Annotated in this window: 11 protein-coding genes and 1 tRNA gene; 2 read left to right on the top strand and 10 right to left on the bottom strand. The window is 57.0% G+C overall.

The genetic code is table 11. The annotated features are described in order from the left end of the window. The first annotated feature begins 155 nt into the window (after window positions 1-155). Window positions 156-707 (top strand): sensor histidine kinase, encoded by a 552-nt coding sequence (locus OHL23_RS08025; protein ID WP_263351262.1) that lies wholly within the window; start codon window positions 156-158, stop codon window positions 705-707. Between the two features lie 688 nt (window positions 708-1395). Here OHL23_RS08025 and OHL23_RS08030 read toward each other — a convergent pair. From OHL23_RS08030 to OHL23_RS08055, 6 genes are all read right to left on the bottom strand, one after another. Beyond that, the gene (locus tag OHL23_RS08030; RefSeq protein WP_263351263.1) at window positions 1396-3042 is read right to left on the bottom strand and encodes an FAD-dependent oxidoreductase; all 1647 of its coding nucleotides are present in this window, start codon (window positions 3040-3042) and stop codon (window positions 1396-1398) included. Continuing rightward, a complete protein-coding gene (locus tag OHL23_RS08035) occupies window positions 3036-3542 on the bottom strand; it encodes a hypothetical protein (protein ID WP_263351746.1) in 507 nt (168 codons plus the stop codon). Before OHL23_RS08035 ends, OHL23_RS08030 begins: the two co-directional genes overlap by 7 nt. Before the next feature lie 5 nt (window positions 3543-3547). Beyond that, entirely contained in the window at window positions 3548-7186 is a 3639-nt protein-coding gene (locus OHL23_RS08040; RefSeq protein WP_263351264.1) for an efflux RND transporter permease subunit, read from the bottom strand. An 11-nt stretch (window positions 7187-7197) separates the two neighbouring features. Continuing rightward, complete coding sequence (locus OHL23_RS08045; RefSeq protein WP_263351265.1) at window positions 7198-8400, bottom strand: efflux RND transporter periplasmic adaptor subunit; 1203 nt, start codon at window positions 8398-8400, stop codon at window positions 7198-7200. After that, the gene (locus tag OHL23_RS08050; protein ID WP_263351266.1) at window positions 8397-9794 is read right to left on the bottom strand and encodes a TolC family protein; all 1398 of its coding nucleotides are present in this window, start codon (window positions 9792-9794) and stop codon (window positions 8397-8399) included. The genes OHL23_RS08045 and OHL23_RS08050 overlap by 4 nt, the downstream gene beginning before the upstream one ends. Before the next feature lie 96 nt (window positions 9795-9890). After that, window positions 9891-11687, bottom strand: a complete 1797-nt coding sequence (locus tag OHL23_RS08055; RefSeq protein WP_263351267.1) for a tetratricopeptide repeat protein — start codon at window positions 11685-11687, stop codon at window positions 9891-9893. A gap of 160 nt (window positions 11688-11847) precedes the next feature. On the opposite strand from OHL23_RS08055, the gene OHL23_RS08060 reads away from it, so the two are divergent. Beyond that, window positions 11848-12189 carry a response regulator transcription factor gene (locus OHL23_RS08060; RefSeq protein ID WP_263351268.1) on the top strand — a complete coding sequence of 114 codons (342 nt, stop codon included), beginning with the start codon at window positions 11848-11850 and terminating at the stop codon, window positions 12187-12189. Window positions 12190-12207: 18 nt separating this feature from the next. On the opposite strand, the gene OHL23_RS08065 is transcribed toward OHL23_RS08060, so the two are convergent. The 4 genes from OHL23_RS08065 to OHL23_RS08080 form a co-directional block, all read right to left on the bottom strand. Continuing rightward, window positions 12208-12284 (bottom strand) — tRNA-His (locus OHL23_RS08065). Between the two features lie 402 nt (window positions 12285-12686). Next, on the bottom strand, window positions 12687-15545 hold the full coding sequence (locus OHL23_RS08070) for an ABC transporter permease (RefSeq protein WP_263351269.1): 2859 nt from the start codon (window positions 15543-15545) through the stop codon (window positions 12687-12689). Between the two features lie 2 nt (window positions 15546-15547). After that, window positions 15548-15886 (bottom strand): PadR family transcriptional regulator, encoded by a 339-nt coding sequence (locus OHL23_RS08075; RefSeq protein WP_263351270.1) that lies wholly within the window; start codon window positions 15884-15886, stop codon window positions 15548-15550. Between the two features lie 494 nt (window positions 15887-16380). After that, a complete protein-coding gene (locus OHL23_RS08080; RefSeq protein WP_263351271.1) occupies window positions 16381-18231 on the bottom strand; it encodes an amylo-alpha-1,6-glucosidase in 1851 nt (616 codons plus the stop codon). Window positions 18232-18443 lie beyond the last annotated feature (212 nt).

An 18443-nucleotide genomic window follows, 5' to 3' on the forward strand; every position in this document is an offset into this window, starting at 1 on the left:
GAGTTCAACTCTAGATCGGTGTGCTGCGGTTTCAGGTCCAACTCGCAACTGATCACGCGTGGGCCTAAACCAGCCGCGTCCATGAACAACTGGACGAGTTGCCAAACGCACGGAAGACGTACCGCCGCCCCGCACAAGGCCCAGCCAAGATGTAGATGCTCAAGCGCTCTGCCCATCGCACGAACCCCATCGACAGTGCCGCTTCCGTCTCCGGGATCCGCTCACAATTCGAGCGGAGCGCCCTGAGTCGAGAGGTTATTGATGTAAACGAGATCAATCGAGAGACCATCGCCCTCCTGCGCGGCGAGACAGTGCGATACAACATATCGGTTCGGACGGAACTGGCAGCCGATCTTCCTCAGATCGTTGGAGATCGCGTGCAATTGCAGCAGGTCGCGATGAATCTAATCATCAACAGCATCGAAGCGATGAAAGACGTTGATGGAATACGAGAGCTTGCCATCAAATCGCAGCGGGTTGAAAAAGAGCAGGTTCTTGTTTCGGTGAGTGATACCGGCGTAGGACTTCCGCCGAAGCTCGCGGAACAGGCATTCGAACCGTTCTTTACAACCAAACCCCACGGCACCGGCATGGGGCTTCGCGTCAGCCGTTCAATCATTGAGTCGCATGGCGGGCGCTTATGGGCAGTCGGTTCCTCAGGGCGCGGTGCAACTTTTCACTTGAGCCTGCCCACCGCGCCGTGCTGAAGTGTTTGACAATTGATTTCGTCGAATTGTACTTCGTAAATGCAATTGCTTGGACCGCGCACTGATACCATTCCTTGGCTGGATTTGAACACAAGACTCCTTTTCGCATCACAATCAAACCGAGAAAATAATCTCCTTCGATTAAGGGCGCACCCGGCGATCCTCGGAAGATTCGATAAGTTTCATTTCTCTAATTGACGAGAGAAACTACGGCAAGTGGCCGAAAAACCGGCTACGCGCAAATGTGACTGACTTATCGGTATGAGGTGGCCAGCTCGAATTCAAGTTGGCGAGAAGCCGAAAATTCGCCCAAGTGGAATCGTTGCCCACTGCTGTGAAAGTTGAAACTAGGCGCTGCGCGGATCGTTTTTTCAGAGCTCAGAGATGCGTATGGTAACCGCCAATGGCGCCGCCGGGCGTCGGCTTGGCCCCGAAGCAGTGACCGAGCATGAAGCGCGATTGATATGGGAGACACCCGCCAGAACGCAACAACTTTCCCTTCCAGCGCATTTTATCGTATCCCAGACCTCTGCCTTGTAAACCTCTGTCCACCCGCCGAGAGCTCTTCGAAATAGAACTATGCCTGTGTCGAAGCCAGCGATGATATCCCGCCGAGTCCAGGTGACAGCCTCCTATACGCTATAGCCGATGAACGTTGCGTTGTAGCTATTCAACGAATGCTCGGCTGTTAGCAGCACGAGAGATATTGATGCACGAAAGCGACAGCCATGCTGCCTTCTCCTACGCTGCTGGAAACGCGTTTGATTGAGTTGTAGCGAACGTCGCCTACACAGAAGAATCCCGGAAGACTTGTTTCCAGCAGAAATGGAGTACGATCTGCCGCCCAACCTGGCTGGTCGCTCACCTCGCGACCCGTGAGGACATAGCCGTTTTGGCGTTGGAGTTGAGGTGGTAACCAATGGGTTACTGCATCGGCGCCGATCATAACAAACAGTGCATCTGCAGCCCGCCGGATGACAGGCTCCCCCGCTCTCCGGGTTTCAATTGCTTTCAAACAGTCCGTGCCGTCTGCAGAGACCACTTGAGTTTCCTTCTCCACCTGAATTCCCGGCACGAGAGCGATCTGATCGATCAAGTATTGCGACATGCTTCTTCTCAGATCTTCGCCGCGGACCAGCATAGTCACTGAACTCGCGTAATCCGCGAAGAACAGGGCAGCCTGGCCGGCCGAGTTGCCGCCGCCGATGATAAAGACGCGCTTTCCTGCCACCGTGGGGGCCTCCGTGCGTGCGGCCCCATACAAGACTCCGCGTCCGATGAAGCGATCGACGCCCTCCGCCTCAAGTCTGCGCCAATCAACTCCGGTCGCCAGGATGACGGTCTTTGTCTCAACCGTGTCGCCACCGTCGAGTCCAATCGTATAGGCGCCATCGGGTTGCGGAATGATCTCCTGGGCTTCTCGGGTGAGAATCACTTCGGCTCCAAACTTAATCGCCTGCCGGAACGCGCGCTGACTGAGGTCGTCTCCTGAGATGCCATTGGGGAAGCCGAGGTAATTTTCGATACGAGAAGATGTGCCAGCCTGACCGCCGGGAGCCCTGCGCTCGACCAACAAAACACTGAGGCCTTCCGAGGCTCCGTAGACGGCAGCCGCCAGTCCCGCTGGGCCGCCGCCAATAATCACCACGTCATAGCTTTGGCGATGGGGAGATGTTTGGAATCCGAGCGCTTCCGCTACCTTACGAACTGTAGGAGGATGGCTGACACAGAACGAACCATCCACGACGACGGATAGGCCAGCAACCTCGCAGACCTCGTCAGTCGGAGCGAGATGTGCGCTACGTTCGCGGTCGGCCCACTCATAAGGGATTCGATTCATGCTCAGGAAGGTGCGGATCTCCCGGCAGTCGTCATCAAACTTCGATCCGACTATCTGCACGCGGCTGGAGGGAAGATTCAGCATGTACTTTTGCACGACTTGTACGCGCTCATTCAGCGTCTGTAAGATCAATGCGCTGCACTCGGGCGAGCGTCGGATCAATTCCTGGAGGTGTTGCGGATCTAGCCGTGCCAAGTGGCAAGCTGTCTTCGCGCGGACGGAGGCGGGAGCTGCCGTTGCCATGAGAATGGCCAATTCGCCGAAGAAATCGCCTGGCTTGTGCTCTGAGACTTCGGTTCGACGCCCCATCACATCTTTGAGCACTTCCGTGGTTCCGTCCATCACGACAAAAAAAGGGGTGGTCTCCCCTTCGTGAATGAGATACTCACCCGGCTCCAGATGAAGATCGGCTGCCTGCTGCGAGAGCCACATAAGGTTCGCGTCGTTCAAGCAGGCGAAGACGGGGATCTTCTTCAACTCCGAGGATGTCAGCATGGCGACTGGTGACCTGCTTTCTGTGCGAGTCGCACGGGTCCGGCAACAGGGCTTTCAATATACGCCGGCATATGGTGCACTGAAGTAACAAGAGCGACGAATTCCGGAAATGATTCGAACTCGATCCTCAAATGCTCCCACTCACGCACAAATAAGGGGCTGCGGAACCTGCGTTCCGCGGAACGGAGCATTAGCTCCCACATTCGTTTTGGTATGCGACGTTCACGATACAACAGATGCGTTAGCGAAACCAGGGTGCAGAATCGCAACATCGAGATGATTAACTCGTCGGTTCGCTCAGGAAGCTCTGTGCCAACTGGCACACTCAGCCAGAATGCCGCCGAAGAGTTCTTCAACAGTTCGTCATACTTGGCAGACATTGCGAGGAAGATCTGCGTCTTCACCTGCTCGCGGTGATTCACGACAGCGACAACCAAGCCGAGACCTCCCATCAGAAGCGACAGTAATGTTGCGTATTGAATGATGTGCCCAAAGTTCATAGCAGTCACGCGTGCACCTCCGATTCTGCGGGCATCTCTGCCGGTTTCTCTGAAGCAGCCGACGCCGGGTGCTCCGCTTGTTCCCAACGGATCAATTTCAGATCCAGTACGACGAAGGAATAGAGGACGGGAACGAGCCCAAGCGTCACGAAGGTGGCGATCGTCAGTCCCCCAATCTGCGCATAGCAAAGTGGCTCCCAAAGCGGGCCGCCATGTGCAGCCAACGGAAACAGCGCAATCACTGTGGCTGCAACCGTGATCATCACAGGGCGCAAACGAAGGATACCGGCATCGATCAGGGCCAACTCCAATTCCTCGCCCTCTTCTCGTCGCTCCTCGATAAATTCAAACAGCACAATGATGTGGCTCACAATTACACCGATGAGGCTGATGATTCCAAGGAATGCCATGAATCCAAAGGGCTGGCCCATAATGGCGAGTGAAAAGATTGCACCGACAACGCCGTACGGAATTGCGGCAAAGACGATGAGGGGTTTGAACGCATGCCTGAACTGTGCGAGGAGCGCCAGGTAAATGGCGCTAATGCAAATGAGCAGCACCGTAGTGAGGTCGGCAAAGCCGCTTACCTGCTCCTTTTGCTCACCTGCGAAGCGGAATATAAATCCGTCGGGAAGCTGCTTCTGGAATGCTTCGAGCTTTGGCATGGCCGCTGCGATTACCTCCGAAGGTAAGTGTCCCTGCGTGGGCCAGCACTGCACGGTAATGGTGCGGTACTGATCGAAGCGCCGGATTTTTGGCGTTACCGGACTCAGGGCAGTTGTCGCCACCTGATCTAGAGGCACTGGAGAGGTGTCTTGCCGCGAGAAGACGTATAGGCTGCGCAGATCAGAGGGTTGGGACCGCTCTTCCATATGCATGCGTCCAACAATCGGAAGCTGCTTGTTGCCATCTCTCAAGACTCCAGCCGTAATGCCATGAAGAGCCGCACCGACGGAATCGGAGACATCTGCGTTTGTGACGTGCGCCAGGTTTGCCCGGTCCGCATCGACTTGCACCACTTCTCTTGCACTCGGCTCGCCCCAATCGTCTCGAACTCTGGCGGCGATGGGGATGTCGCGAAAGATTTGCTTCAGCTGCTCAGCTTCCGCTCTGAGACGCGGCAAGTCTTCGCCGGAAATTCTGACCTGAACCGGAATTCCAACCGGCTTGCCCGTTTCGAGAGTCCGCGTATCGATGATTGCTCCAGGAATTTGCATGTCCAATTCCGGCTGCAATAGGGCAAGCAGAGGCGTCGTATCATGATTGTCTTTGGTTCGCAGAATCACCTGGGCATAGTTGGTTTGCCTGTCCTCAGGTGTGGCGCTACTCCAGAAGCGAGGACCGCCGCCGCCCACAAACGTGGTCATCGATTGCAGAACATCCTTCGGGTGTCCGTGCTCTGGGTGGCTTCTACCATACTCTTCCGCTACTTGGCGGGTGATGGATTCCACCTGCTGAGCAACGGCGCTGGTCGCGCTTGCGGGTGTGTCTTCAGGCAGCCACACGTCGATGTAAGAGAAGTATTGAAGGTCTTTTGGAAAGAACTGCGGTTTCAGCCTGGAGAAGACAACGCCGCCCGCTATCAGCAGGACCAGCGAACCCGCCAGGCACAGCTTCCTGTGTTCAATGGCCTTCTTCGCCGTTCGGAAATACCAGCCAGTAAACCCGTGCTTCCGCCTCTCGGCGATAGGAGTTTCGCTCCTGGCTTCCAATAGGAACGAACTGATAAGCGGCACAAAGGTCATCGAGACAAGCAGGGCCGCCAGCAGCGAACAACTAATGACGATAGGCAGACTGTACAGGAATTTCCCTGTATCTCCGGGCAACAGTAGGAACGGAAGGTAGGAGACGATGTTCGTGACTGTCGCAAACGCCATCGTCTTAAGCAACTTCGTCGGTCCCAACCACGCGGCGACCGACCTCGGCTGGCCCGCGCCCAGTTCGCGCACAATCGCGTCGCCGGAGACCACTGGTACATCGACCAATAATCCCAGCGCGATGATCAGCGAAGCGATCGAAACCTGTTGCAGGTCGATTCCGAGCGTGTTGATGACCCCAAATGTGATCGCCAGCGTAATCGGCATCGACGCCGCAATCAGAATGGCTGTCCGCCAGCTCCAGAAGCCAATCAACGCCACGACAACCACCAGCACCAGCGCCTCGATCAAGCTGTGGCTGAAGAGCTCGATGCTGTCGTGTACCTGCAGTGGCTGGTCTGAGGTCCGGGCCAGCACCAGGTCGGCCGGCAATGTTTTTCTCACGCTCGCAAGATTGGCGTCCACCTGTTTTCCAAAAGATCCGATCTGTTCTCCCTTCTTCATCTGGACCGAGAGCGTAATAGCGCGTGTCGTGATCCATTTGCCGTTTTCGTCGCGGCGCGTATACCGGTTCAGGAACGAAGGCGGATTCTCGTATCCCCTGTCGATGTCCACAAGATCCCGCAGGTAAAGTGGCGTTCCGTTCGGCGACGTGCCTATCGCAACATTCCGCAGATCGTCGATGCTCTTGAACTCGCCTGTGGTGTCGACGCTGACCGTGCGTCCGCGTGCATTGAGCGTTTGGCCGCTCTCCGGTAGATTCCGGGCAGCGAGGATGCTGGAAAGATCTGCTGGTCTTAGCTTGTATTGCGCGAGGCGTTGCTGTGAGAAATTCAGGAATACGTTCTCGTCCAGTACCCCGGAACGTTCTGCCTTCGCCACGATCGACAGCGTTTTCAGGCTTCGTTGAAGGGTATCGGTAAAATCGTCCAGGTCGCGATAGGTGTACTTGTCACCAGCCACGGCCTGAAGCGCCGCAGTGGTGTTTGCAGGTTCATCGATGATCGCAGGTTTCCATGCATCGGGATGAAGTTCGTCGGTTTGCAGGCTCTGATTCGCGAACTTTCTCAAGGCCGATTGCAGATCAGGAGTGCTGAGGTTCGTCGCCAGGTCCACCCCGGTAAACCCTGCTCCCGAAAGCACGCGCACATCGGAACACAGATGTTGGGTTGCCATGTCTCGGGTCACCCAAGACAACTTGCGCTCGACTTCGTCGCTGTCGATAGATTTCGGAAAAACCACAACGATGGAACGTCGCGGCTGAGTATGCGTATCCAAACCACTCCGAACCTGGCGGATCTGTGTCTCAACGAGCTTGCTTATCCAGGCGACCTGGGCCGGGTCGGCCGGCGGACTCGCTACCGTAAGCATCAATGCGGACGTATCCCCGAAGTCCTTGATGTACAAGATCGGGCCGGCGCCCTGCGGAAGATCGTGGATAGCATCCAGCCTGATCTTCACGTCGTCCAGTTCCTTGTCCCTGTCGTATTTTCCCTTTTCCGCCAGCTCGAATTGAACCATCGCCGAGCCGGTCCTGGAGGCGCTCTTGATCTCCGTCACCCACTGATTCAGAGCAATGGCCTGCTCGATCTTCCTGGTCACCAACTGCTCGACCTGTTCGGATGAGGTTCCCTGCCAGGGCACGATAATCATCGCCTGGCGCACTGGAATATCAGGGTCCTTCCGTTGCGGCATTTTCAATAGCCCGTAGGTTCCCCACAAGAGTGCAACCGCGAGAGAGACCCACGCGATGTGTCGCTGTTCGAGGAAGAAGCGGGCGAGATTCTGTTTCTTATCCGTGGACTGCTCATTCTGTGCGTGTGTCATTGCTGCGTCTCCTAGTTGACCATCCGGATCAGGCTTCCGTTGCTTAGCTGGTTAGTACGGTTGACGACGATTCGTTCGCCGGGCGTAAGGCCTTCGTCGATGACGACCGACTTGCCGAAGGTTTCACCGATCCTCACACTCTTCAATTGCGCAAACTGTTTGCCATCGCGCTCCCTTACAGAGAAGACCGAATAGTTATTCGAACCGGATTCCGCGGTCATCAAGGCGGTCAGTGGTACTACAGTCACAATTTGCGTATTCGCTTGCTCTATACGGATGCGTGCGATCATGCCTACCTTGAGCGAGCGATCCCGGTTCGGGAGAGTAACCTCGATGTTGAAAACCCGCGACTCGCGGTTGGCGGAGGCGGAGATTCCCGTAATTTGCCCGGTGAAGGTCCGCCCCTGCAATGCATCAAGTTGCAAAGGCACTGCTGCCCCTGGTTTGAGGTGTGCCAGCATGTTGTCGGGAACTCCGAAGTTCACCTTCACGACGCGCGTATCGTCGAGCGTGAACGCCCTTGTCCCCGCAGCAACCAGGCTGCCCGGTTCCACACTCTTTTCGACAATGACTCCAGGCATGGGAGCGTTCAGGCTGGTATCGCCAAGATTGATCCGCGCGGAGAACGCCTGCGCCGACGCAGCACTCAACTGCCCGCGGCGCGCCTCGATCTGACGCACGGCGGCTTCCACACTGGCGGTCGCCGACGTGTGCTGATCCACCGCAGCATCGTAGTCCGGGCGAGTCATTGCTTTGGCGGCATAGAGCGCTTGTGCGCGCTCAAAATCAAGATCCGCCTTTGCCTGGTCGGCCGTTGCCCGGCTGAGTTCCGCTTGCGAAGCATCAAGCGTACCCTGCACTGAGTGCTGCTGGCCGACCGCAGAGTTGAGCGAGGCTTCATAATCGGAGCTGCGCAGTCGGGCCAGCGTAGCGCCAGAAGGTATTTCGTCGCCTACCTGCACATCACGCATCCGACCATCGACGCCCTTCACTCGATACAGAGCGGCGATATAACCGGGTTCCTTGAAGGCCAGTTGAACCTCAGTGTCCGGACGAATCTCGCCGGAGTAGTTCCAACTGGGCTGGACCTGCTGCGTAGCCACAATCTCGGCCACAACGGGAACTGGCTCTGGCCCCGCCTTCTGCGTCTTTGCGCAGCCTGCGAGAACTGAAAACACGGCAATACTCAAAATTCCAATTGAGATACGCATCATTCTTCTCCAATCGCCTTTTTAAGATCGGCTCTGGCCTTCCAGAACGCGGTGAGGGCTTGTTGCTGCTGGCTGTCCGCGGACGCCAGATCCGACTGTGCTTGATACAAATCTCTGCTCAATGCCGCTTCGCGCTTCACCTTCTCCTGCAACTCTTTGAGCTTCTGCCGGGACGCACGTTCGCTTGCATCGCTGAGGGTCAGTTGCCGGCGGGTGTTCTCCAATTGCCGGCACGCATTTCTCACCTCCAGGAGAACGGCGCGTTCCGTAGCGCCGACGCCAACCCTGGCCTGCTCTTCCTTGGTTCGCTTTTCGTCGTATTCATGGCGCTTGCGCCCCCAGTCCCACGGTTCCCACCGAAGCGACATACCCACTGTCCCGACGTTGCTTGGAAATACATTCTCGAAGTTCGCGGTTGTGTAGTAACTGAATGCCAGGCTCACGTCGGGGATATATTCGGCCTTCTTCGCCCGCGCGTCGTAATTGGCTTGCTGCACCTGAAGCTTCGCCTTTTTCACATCTGGCCGATTTTGAAGAGCGCGGGCTTCCATGGCTTGGGATGTGGCGAGATCTGTATCTGCATCGCCGATCGCCGCAACCCGAAACTGCGTGTGTATGTCGCGGCCCATCAGATCGTTCAATCTTTCGCTCGCCGACGCGACCCTGTCGCTCGCATCGCTGATGGCATTCTGTATCTTCAAAAGCTGCGCATCGGCGTTCAGCAAATCCGATTCGAGAATCGTCTCTTTACCGCGGTTCACGAATGCCAGACGATGCGATTCCCGGTAATAAGGGAGGGACGCCTGAAGACTATCCAAAGCGCTCTGTGCCTCGACCACCGCGTAGTAAGCACGTCGAACCTGGTCAACCACCTCCAGACGCGTTTTTACCTGCTCCTGGCGCGTACCTTCCAGCCCCAGTTCAAGAGCTTTCAATTGCAAATGGAGCTGGTACTGCGTCGAAAGCGGCTGGGCAACCGAGACATTCACTATGCCTACGGGTTTTCGCGGGATCTCAACCTTCTGATTCGTCGCCGGGATCGGCCCGGTTGCGCTGTATACCCCGAGCGAGCCCGCCGGGTAAGTAACCGATGGCTTCGTAACCAGTTGAGCGCCGAGCGCAGTGACCTGCGTATTCGCAAAGCGTCTTGTCTTATTCGCAGCCAGATCGTCGGCGGCCCGGAGTGTATCGAGGCTGGCGGCTTTCAGACTGCTGTTGTTCGCAACAGCCTGTTCAACTGCCTGTTCGAGAGTCAATTCAGGGAGGTTTGATTGTTGTCCCGCCTCCTGTTCAACCGTGGGCGGAGAGGGCAGAGGTGTGAGATTCTGGCCCCGCGCCAGCAGCGCCAGCGTCCCCAGGGTGAAGGCCAAGCAGCTTGTTGGAATGCGTCGTTTCATGAGGCAATGGTGCCTCGAACGCGGAAGCGGGGGGAGTAATGCCTCGTAAGCTCTACGTAAGCCGGTTGAAACTTACGGCACCGCTTGTGCTACCGGTTACTGCGACAAATTGAGTCTTTTCAGAAGCTTGGCAAACCTGCGATCAGCGCGCAGAGGATGAAAGAACGGCTCGATCGCCAGAAGATTCACGAAGTTGGTTTTGTGGTCTATTGCTTCGTCCAGGCGCTGAAGCGCCAGATCGAAATCCCCCATCCCGACTGCAGCGAATCCTTCTGCCAGCGGAGTGACGTATTGCCGCCCCGCGAGTTGATGAAGTCTCTCGACACATTCTTCGGCTCGCGATAAGTTGCCTTCCCGGGCATGGGCTGCGGCAAGCAGGCCGATATCCAATGGTGAGGCAGATGTCGATAGACACTGTATCACCGCGTCGTAACGCTGCTGCTGGAAGTGCAGGAGTCCTTCATACAATCTCGCTTCAGGATAGTCGCGATCCAGTTCAAAAGACTGCCGGAGATGCTCTTCGGCTGATGGATAGTCTCCCTTGACGTAATGAAGATAAGCCATCCGCGCGCAGTCGCTGGCCGAGAGCGGGTCCAGTTCAGTCGAGCGGCAAAGTCCAGACTCCGCCGCGCTGATGTCTCCCTGGCACAACAAAGCCATAGCACGAAACATATGCGCCGGGGCGTGACTGGGTTGTAGTTGTAGCGCGTGGTCATACAGTCTGTCCGCTTCATCCCAACGATGCTCAAACCAGGCACGAAGTGCTCCCAGCACCGTGCAGGTGTCACCGGACTCAGGATCGAGAGCATAACCGCGTTCCGCGTTTGCCTTTACTTCTGGATACACATCACGGCCCGAGACCATCCCGAACTGGGCAAGAAGGCCGCTCGCCGCAGCCATGCCGCTGTAAGCGAGAGCGTAATCGGGATAAGTCTCTGTGAGCCGTCGTAGCTGCTCCAGGGCGGCGTGCAGCGTTTCAGGCGACTGCTGGTGAATCAGAAATCGAGCTCGCAGGTACCTCGTATATGCGTCAAGATCAGGAGGGGAGGGCCGCACTGGCCCTGGTACTTCCGGCATGTGAAGCCTGAGTAGCTCCGCAACAGATTGTGCAATCTCTTCCTGGATCGCAAACACGTCCTGAAGCTCGCGACGGAACGTCTCCGACCAGAGATGATGACCCGATTCGGTCTGAATCGCCTGGGCAGTGATTCGCAGCTGTTGGCCGGCCTTCCTCACGCTTCCTTCGATGACAAGATTCGCGCCGAGACGCTGCCCTACTTCCCGGATATCGATGCTGGCGCCCTTGAAGTGAAAGGCCGATGTCCGCGCAATCACGTTCAAACCGGATACCCGCGTAAGCGAATTCGTGATCTCTTCACTGATCCCGTCGCAAAAATAGTCCTGCTCCGGCTCCGGACTCATGTTCACGAACGGCAACACGGCAACGCATATACGGCCAGGTGGCGGAGCGGCGCCAATCTCTTCGCGATGCTTTGCCGGCTGGACGTCAAGCCATCGGAAGACCGGGACATAACTGCCCGGCCGCAATCCAATCAGAACCGGATCAACCGTACCCTGCCCTTCCTCGTAATAGGCCTTCAACTTCGCTCTGAGACGGCGAGCCTCGACCCGAACAATCGCGTCGATATTCGGATCGTACTCCGAGGTGCGGTCGAACACCTCCATTGCAATCGAGAACTCCTTGAGGCTATCGATATCTCCATCGATTGTCCGATTCACGATGTGCGTCAGAAACCGGCATAACCGGACTGATGAAACGAAACCAGGGCTTTTCACCACGCGCGCCAATTGGTCGCGAACCGCCGTCGCCGGCACGGGGTCGGCGGCAGAGTTGGCGAGAGATCTTCCGGATGACAAGGGCGGCGTTGGCACTTGCTTCTCTCCCGCATTCATTATGCTCCTCGAAGCTTCGCAGTATTACGGCGAGCTTACGGCGGCTTACGCCCAATCGAAGGCCTGAGGGCTTAGCGTGGAATCAGGCAGCGTTAGAGAATCGATGCAAACTCACAGACGAGCAGGAACAGTGATTTTCGTGTCCAACAGGAGCCCGGAAACCACCATCGCGCAGGACATCGAAGCGCACGGACTGGTTGTGCGGTGGGCACGCAGCATCACAGCGGCGGTTGACTTGCTCAACTCGGCGCGCGAGAAGACTGTGATGGTCACGGAACTTGCCCTGGCTGATGGTAATTGGAGAGATCTCGTCGAAAGGATGAGGAGTATTGATATCTGTGTGCCGATTGTGCTGGCCACTTCGTCCGGTACCGCGGAACTCTGGTGGGACGCGCTCGAATGCGGCATCGACGACATTGTGCCCTGGCATCTCGTGATTTCTCGCTTGTGCCAACTCTTGGAAACGCAAGGCTCATCATGAAGAATATCGGCGGAATTCTGGCGGGAGCGACGGGACTCGAACCCGCAGCCTCTTGCATCACAGGCAGGCTTTCTAACCAGCTGAACTACGCCCCCGTATAAGGTATTCATAGACGTTACCTTGCGTTCCTTTCCGTGCCCATGGATTCCCAAATCTTCCCCAGAATGCCGTGACAGAGCAGAGGCGTGCAGGGAAATCCAAGTGGCCGTAAAACCGGCAAGTGTCCAAGTTGCCGACTATTGGGCCATGTGGCTCGCATTCCACTGACGCGGAGCGCATTGCGATAAAGCGTAAATCGACAAATACTCCAGGCAACATGGTCGTTTACTGAAACGAAGTCTCCTTGGAACCTAAATCGACGCTGGATGTGCCCTTGGGTGTGACCGCGCGACCCAGAATATACCCGGGAAGAATCGACTCCAAATGCTCGATGGAAAAAGCAATTTCGTTAAGTTGTCGATCGATCCATTGAGGAAGAGTCATTTTGGCAGCGTGCATCACTCGTCGCGCAGCGCGACCATGGGGTTGATGCGCACGGCTCGCCGGCCGGGGATCGAACACGCGCCTAGCGCCACCAGCACAAGGAGGATGCAAACGCCCCCAAACGTGGCCGGGTCGTAGGGACGCACGCTATAGAGAATAGTGGCCATGAGACGGGTGACCGCCATGGCCGCGCAGATGCCGATGACCGCGCCGGCAAGCGCCAGCACAAGTCCGCGCCGCACCACAAGCCGCATCAGTTCCCGCCTTTGCGCGCCAAGCGCCATGCGAATACCCAACTCACGGGTCCGCAGCGCCACTTCGTAGGAGAGCAATCCATACAAGCCGATGCACGCCAGTATCAGGGACAGGCACGCAAAAAAGCTCGATAGGCGCGACATGAGCCGCTCCTGATAGAGTGCCTGCTCAATCTGCTGGGTCTGCGTGCGCATATGGAAGAGGGGTAGGTTGTTGTCGGCCTGCGAGACGATGGTGCGCACCTGTTTCACCAATGCGGTAGGGTCACCGGAGGAACGTAACTCGAAGTCCGCGCTGTTGCCCACAAGGGGCAAGAACATGGTAGGCATGATATCTCTCCGCAACCGAGAGTATTTGGTGTCGCCGGCGATGCCGACGATGAGATAGCCCGGCTGCGGGCCTGTTGCCGGATCGTCCCTTTGCATGTTGCCCATATGGAGGCCCACTGGATTCTGGTTGGGGAAGAATTTCCAGGCAAACGCTTGATTGACGAGAACAGGCTCGGGAGCCGGCTGGGGCTCGGTTTGCGGCTTGGCGGGCGTCGCTGGGCTACCGGGTGCGGCAGCTTCCTTCGCCGCGGTCACCACCGCGTTCGTCGTCTCTGCCGAGGCAAAGTCGGCGGGCGTGAATACGCGGCCGGCAAGCACAGGAATGCGCATCGTCCGGAAGAAATCCAGTCCCACCCGGAGCGTAGCGGCGTTGACATTCGACTTGGGGGGTGCACCGTCGAGGTGCACCGAATTGGCTGACCAGCCTCCGCTTAAGAGCGCATCCTCGGAATAACTGGCAGACACCACACCTGGCAGCGCTTCGAACCGATCCTGCAACTGCCGGTAGAGCTCAACCGTTTGACGGTCTTTGTATCCGGCAACGCTGGGATGAATGCCGAAGAGCAGAACGTTTTGCGTATCAAAACCCGGATTGAGTGTTTGCAGATTATGCAGGGTACGCGCCAGCAATCCCGCGCCGACCAGCACAACTACCGAGAGCGCCACCTGCGCCACAACCAGCGCATCGCCTGGCCGGATACGGCGGCCGCCCTGCGATGCGCCGCCGGAGGTGGACGACGAATTCTCCCTGAGCGAAGGTGTAAGGTCGGCGTGCGCGCTGCGGAAGCTCGGCGCCAGACCGCACAGGATGCCCGTGGCGAACGTAACGCCGCTGGTGAAGGCCAGCACGCGCCAGTCTGGGGCAATGACAAACGGAAAGGGATGATCGAGGCTGCTGGACATCAACCTGGTGAGAGTGTGCACGCCCCAGACGGCAACCAGAATGCCGAGTGCACCGCCAGAAGTTGCCAACAACAGGCTCTCGGTCAAGAGCTGGCGCACAATCCGCGCGCGTCCGGCGCCCAGCGCCTGGCGCACGGCCAACTCCTTTTGCCGATTTGCAGAGCGCGCCAGGATCAGGCCAGCTACATTGGTGCAGGCAATGAGCAAGACAAACCCCACCGCCGTCATGATGAGTTCGAGCATGGCTGCAAGCTGGCTACTCTCGCCATTCAAGGCCTCGTGTGCCGGCAAGAGCAGCAGAGCCGACGCATCGTCCTCGCTGAAGATCGGCTTGGCGGCGTGCAGCACCTCCGCGTGGAAAAGTGTCGTTGCTTCAGCTTGTGCCTGCTCGATCGAAACTACTGGCTTGAGCCGGCCAGCCAGCACGACCCAAAAGCTTGCCGGATCGGACAACCGGTCCCCTGTCCCCCACCATTCGCCCCGAACGCGCTCAGCAAGCGACAGCGGCATGAAGAAGTCTTGGCTCTTGCCCGGAGTCAGGCTGGCGAAACTCGGTTCGACCACGCCCACGATGGCGGCATCCACGTTGTCGAGGCGGACAGTGCGGCCTACGGCGGATGGGTCGGCGCCAAAGGCGCGCTGCCAGTAGCCGTAGTCCAGCACAATCACCGGCGATGCAGTCGGCGCATCGTCTGTAAGGCCCAGCGGCCTCCCCAGGATTGTCCTTGCGCCGACGGTTGAGAAGTAATCGCCCGAGACATACAGGCCGCGCTCGATAGTCGCCGGTCCGTTACCACTGAAACCCACCTCACGTGGACCCGCGAACGCCGCCACGCCGGAAAATGTGGCCGTGTGGCTGCGCAGAGCCTCATAAAACGGCACGGAAAATGAGCAGTCTCTCGTGCGGTTATCGTCGTCGCAATCGCCATAATCGCTGTGTCCGCTCAGCTTCGGGTCGTGATGCGAGCTCCAGCTAAAGATCACCAGGCGCTGCGGGTCCTCTGCTGGCAGTGCGCGGAACATCACCGCATTGACCACGCTGAAGATTGCGGTATTAGCGCCGATGCCGAGCGCCAGCGTAAGAATTGCCACTGCAGCAAACCCCGGCAATTTCGCCAGCATCCGCAGCGCATAATGCAGGTCCTGTACTGTCTGTTCGACCCAAAGCAAGGATCGCTCGTCGCGATGCGCCTGCTTTGCCTGTTCCACGCCGCCATAGGCGCGCTTCGCAGCCAGCTGAGCTTCTTCAGGCGACATGCCGCGACGTTCGAAATCGTCGGCCAGAAGCGCAAGATGCGACGTAACCTCGCGCCCAAGCTCTTCTTCTGCACGATTGTTGCGGAAAAGATTGCGAAACCTGTACTGGATTCGTCTTGAGCGGGACATGACTATTGCTCCTCCGCCAAGAGTTTTTCAACCACACCAGACATCTGACGCCAGCGCGCGGTCTCTTCTTCAAGCCCCTTCAATCCGGCCTTCGTGATGGCATAGTACTTTGCTTCGCGGTTGTTCTCAGTCTTGCTCCAGGAGGCGTGCGTCCATCCATGCTGTTCCAGCCGGATAAGGGCCGGATAAATGGTGCCCTGGTTCAGGTTCAACTGGTCTCCTGAAACCTGTTCCAGCCGGCTCGCGATTCCGTACGCGTGCTGAGGACCCATCGTGGCCAAGGTGCGGAGAATCATCAGGTCGAGTGTGCCTTGCAGTATCGGAATGGGCTTCTTCTTCACTTGGTAACCAAGTAGACCTCCGCTTCACTTGAATGTCAAGTGGAAATTGCGGGACGAGGTTCCGGGGCCCGGCTAATAAATTCGCCAGGCGAGAGGAGATGACTCCTTGCGGCTCACTGAATGTCGCGTATCGGCGGGCTTCCACCGAATGCCAAACCGCGAAGAACTGCCCGGCCCTGCAAGTGCCGCAGGATCGTCAGTTGACGCCAACTGGTCAACGCATTCATTGACCTATTCAAATCGATCTGTGTCTTCGGCAAGTTGACGTAGAACCGGCTGCCGAGAGAAGTGATTCCAAAGCTGAGCATGCGCTGGAAACCATGTGGACGCGTAGCTGACTTTTCGTCCAAGTGGAAAGTCCCCCGCTGGAAATCAGTCAACACTTCGGTGTTTGTCGTCACTAATCTACTTGGAAGTCCCAAACTGAAGCTGGATGAGCGCTTTGGACTGTTGCCGTCGGCCGAGACTTTCATTGCATAAAAGAGCCTTGTTTCTTAGTGCCTAGAGGAATTGATTCCGTTCGAGTGATTAACGAGCTGTTCTGCGAAGATTAGGTACACGCTCGAAGTCCAGGTATATGCAGGGTCGCGTAAGGCCGCTCCCGACAGCGCGTCAAAGTTCTCCGCCATGCCTGATTGTTGCGCCATCAAGCAGAACTTCTTTCGAAGTGCATGTGCAAGTTCATGTTCCCCCATGTCATCAAGCCCTTCCGCGATGAGCATCGTCGCAGGCGCCCAAATGGGACCACGCCAATAGCCATCGGCAAGATAGAGTGGGCTCGATGGTGGCTCCGAAGGAAGTCCATACGGCGACGTTTTCAAACGGCTGCGTAGATCTTCGATTAGCTGCTGCTGAACAGCCGACGGCAATCGGTGGCCGAGAATCACAGGCAGCAATAGCAGCAAGCTCTTTGATTTGATTTGCTGGCCATCCGTCTCCCGGAACGCCACAAACTCGTGCCCTGTCCAAAAACGTTTCAATAATCTGTCGAGCAGTTCGCTCGATCTCTGCTTCCACCGCTTCGATTCTTCCGGTTTACCTAGTCGATCCGCAATTTCCGCGAGTGCCTCCATCTGAAGTACAAGATGGGCGCTCAAGTCCGGCGACTCAACGGGAATACCGGCTATCAGCGCCGTCGAATTATCCCATCCTGATTCGTCACCATGGCGATATTCTGGTAGCCCATTGCCATTAAGATCACGGTACTTGAAGTACCACTCCGTCCATCGTTCCAACGGTTCATAAATCTCCTTCAAGTGCTTGTCATCGCCAAAGTTGCCACGTCGCATCAGCCAGTCAAGCGCCCATCCGTGGACCGGCGGCTTTGAATATGTCCACACCATAGAGTCTGCATCCCACTTGTCCGGCAATGCGCCCGTCGCATTTTGGACATAGAATGGCAGCATGAATTGGTCCCAAGCCAGGGCGGGATTGCTCATTGAAGTTGCCATGGCGTTGAACGTTTGATCCCATGACCACACCGACCCCATCCAGTTTTTCGACATCAGCATTGCTGACCGCTTCAAATTGCCGCTGGGATGTACTACGCTCGACCAGTTCACATAGGCGGCCAGTTCGGCTCCCGCGCCGAGATCGGTATCGACCCTAGGCATCGTCTCGAGCCAGTCCATGTAGGCCGCCTTCTCTCTTCGTTCAACTTGTTCGAACGTGCCTGCGCTTATATGTCCATCCCACGCACTTTCGTATGCATCGATCTCCGCTTCGAAAGCCTCATTTCCCGCCGCAGATCCGAAGGTGAAAACCGCGCCATGATCTGGGCTGCTGCCGTTCCGAACCTCCTCTTCCATGCGGCCTTGCAGCGGCGACAGCATGTACTTCATCGCGTCTGTATTCAGTTCCCACCGCTTCTCGGGATATGGAACTGCCATACCTTCCTGTGCAGTCAGGCGAAACTCAACACCGCGGCCATGCACTCGCAGCCGATCCTGCCCATCAAAGCAAATCTCTACCGTTCCGCCGCCCCCAGATAGCGTCAGCAACGTTGGCGTTGCTTTGACCGAGGTTGCCACGTGTTGCGAACCGTCAACCAACTCGATCTGAAATGATTCCACGCCGCCGTCATGAAGCGACCGCAGGAAAATTCCATTGGCACGATGGTGGTCCGCCTGAAACTGACTCAAGTCGGAAATGCTCATGTACGATCCGAATCGACTAAAAGGAACACGCTCGATCTTGAATTCCAGGTCTCCGTTGTACACATAGCGCGATGATTGCCCATGAGCGACAATCGCGGCGCAACCGACGTACGCAAAAGCGAGGATAGGCATAGTCGCCGCAGCCTTAAAGTCTCTTAGAGAATCTGTAATCCAATCGACCAACTTCATTGTCTTTCCTCACCGCTCTCAGCCATGGCGTACGTACGAAACGCGAGCGCATCCCGGAATTTGATACGGGGCCATTGACAGGTCAAGTGTAGCAAGGCTGCTTCTGGAGCATGCTTCTTAGCTGATCACCGTGAGCTAGCTATCGATCACGTTTTCAGGTTCGCTGAATGCTGCCAATATTTGCGTGGGATTGGAGATGCACATAGTGACGA

The organism is Acidicapsa acidisoli (assembly GCF_025685625.1).
Taxonomy (GTDB): domain Bacteria; phylum Acidobacteriota; class Terriglobia; order Terriglobales; family Acidobacteriaceae; genus Acidicapsa; species Acidicapsa acidisoli.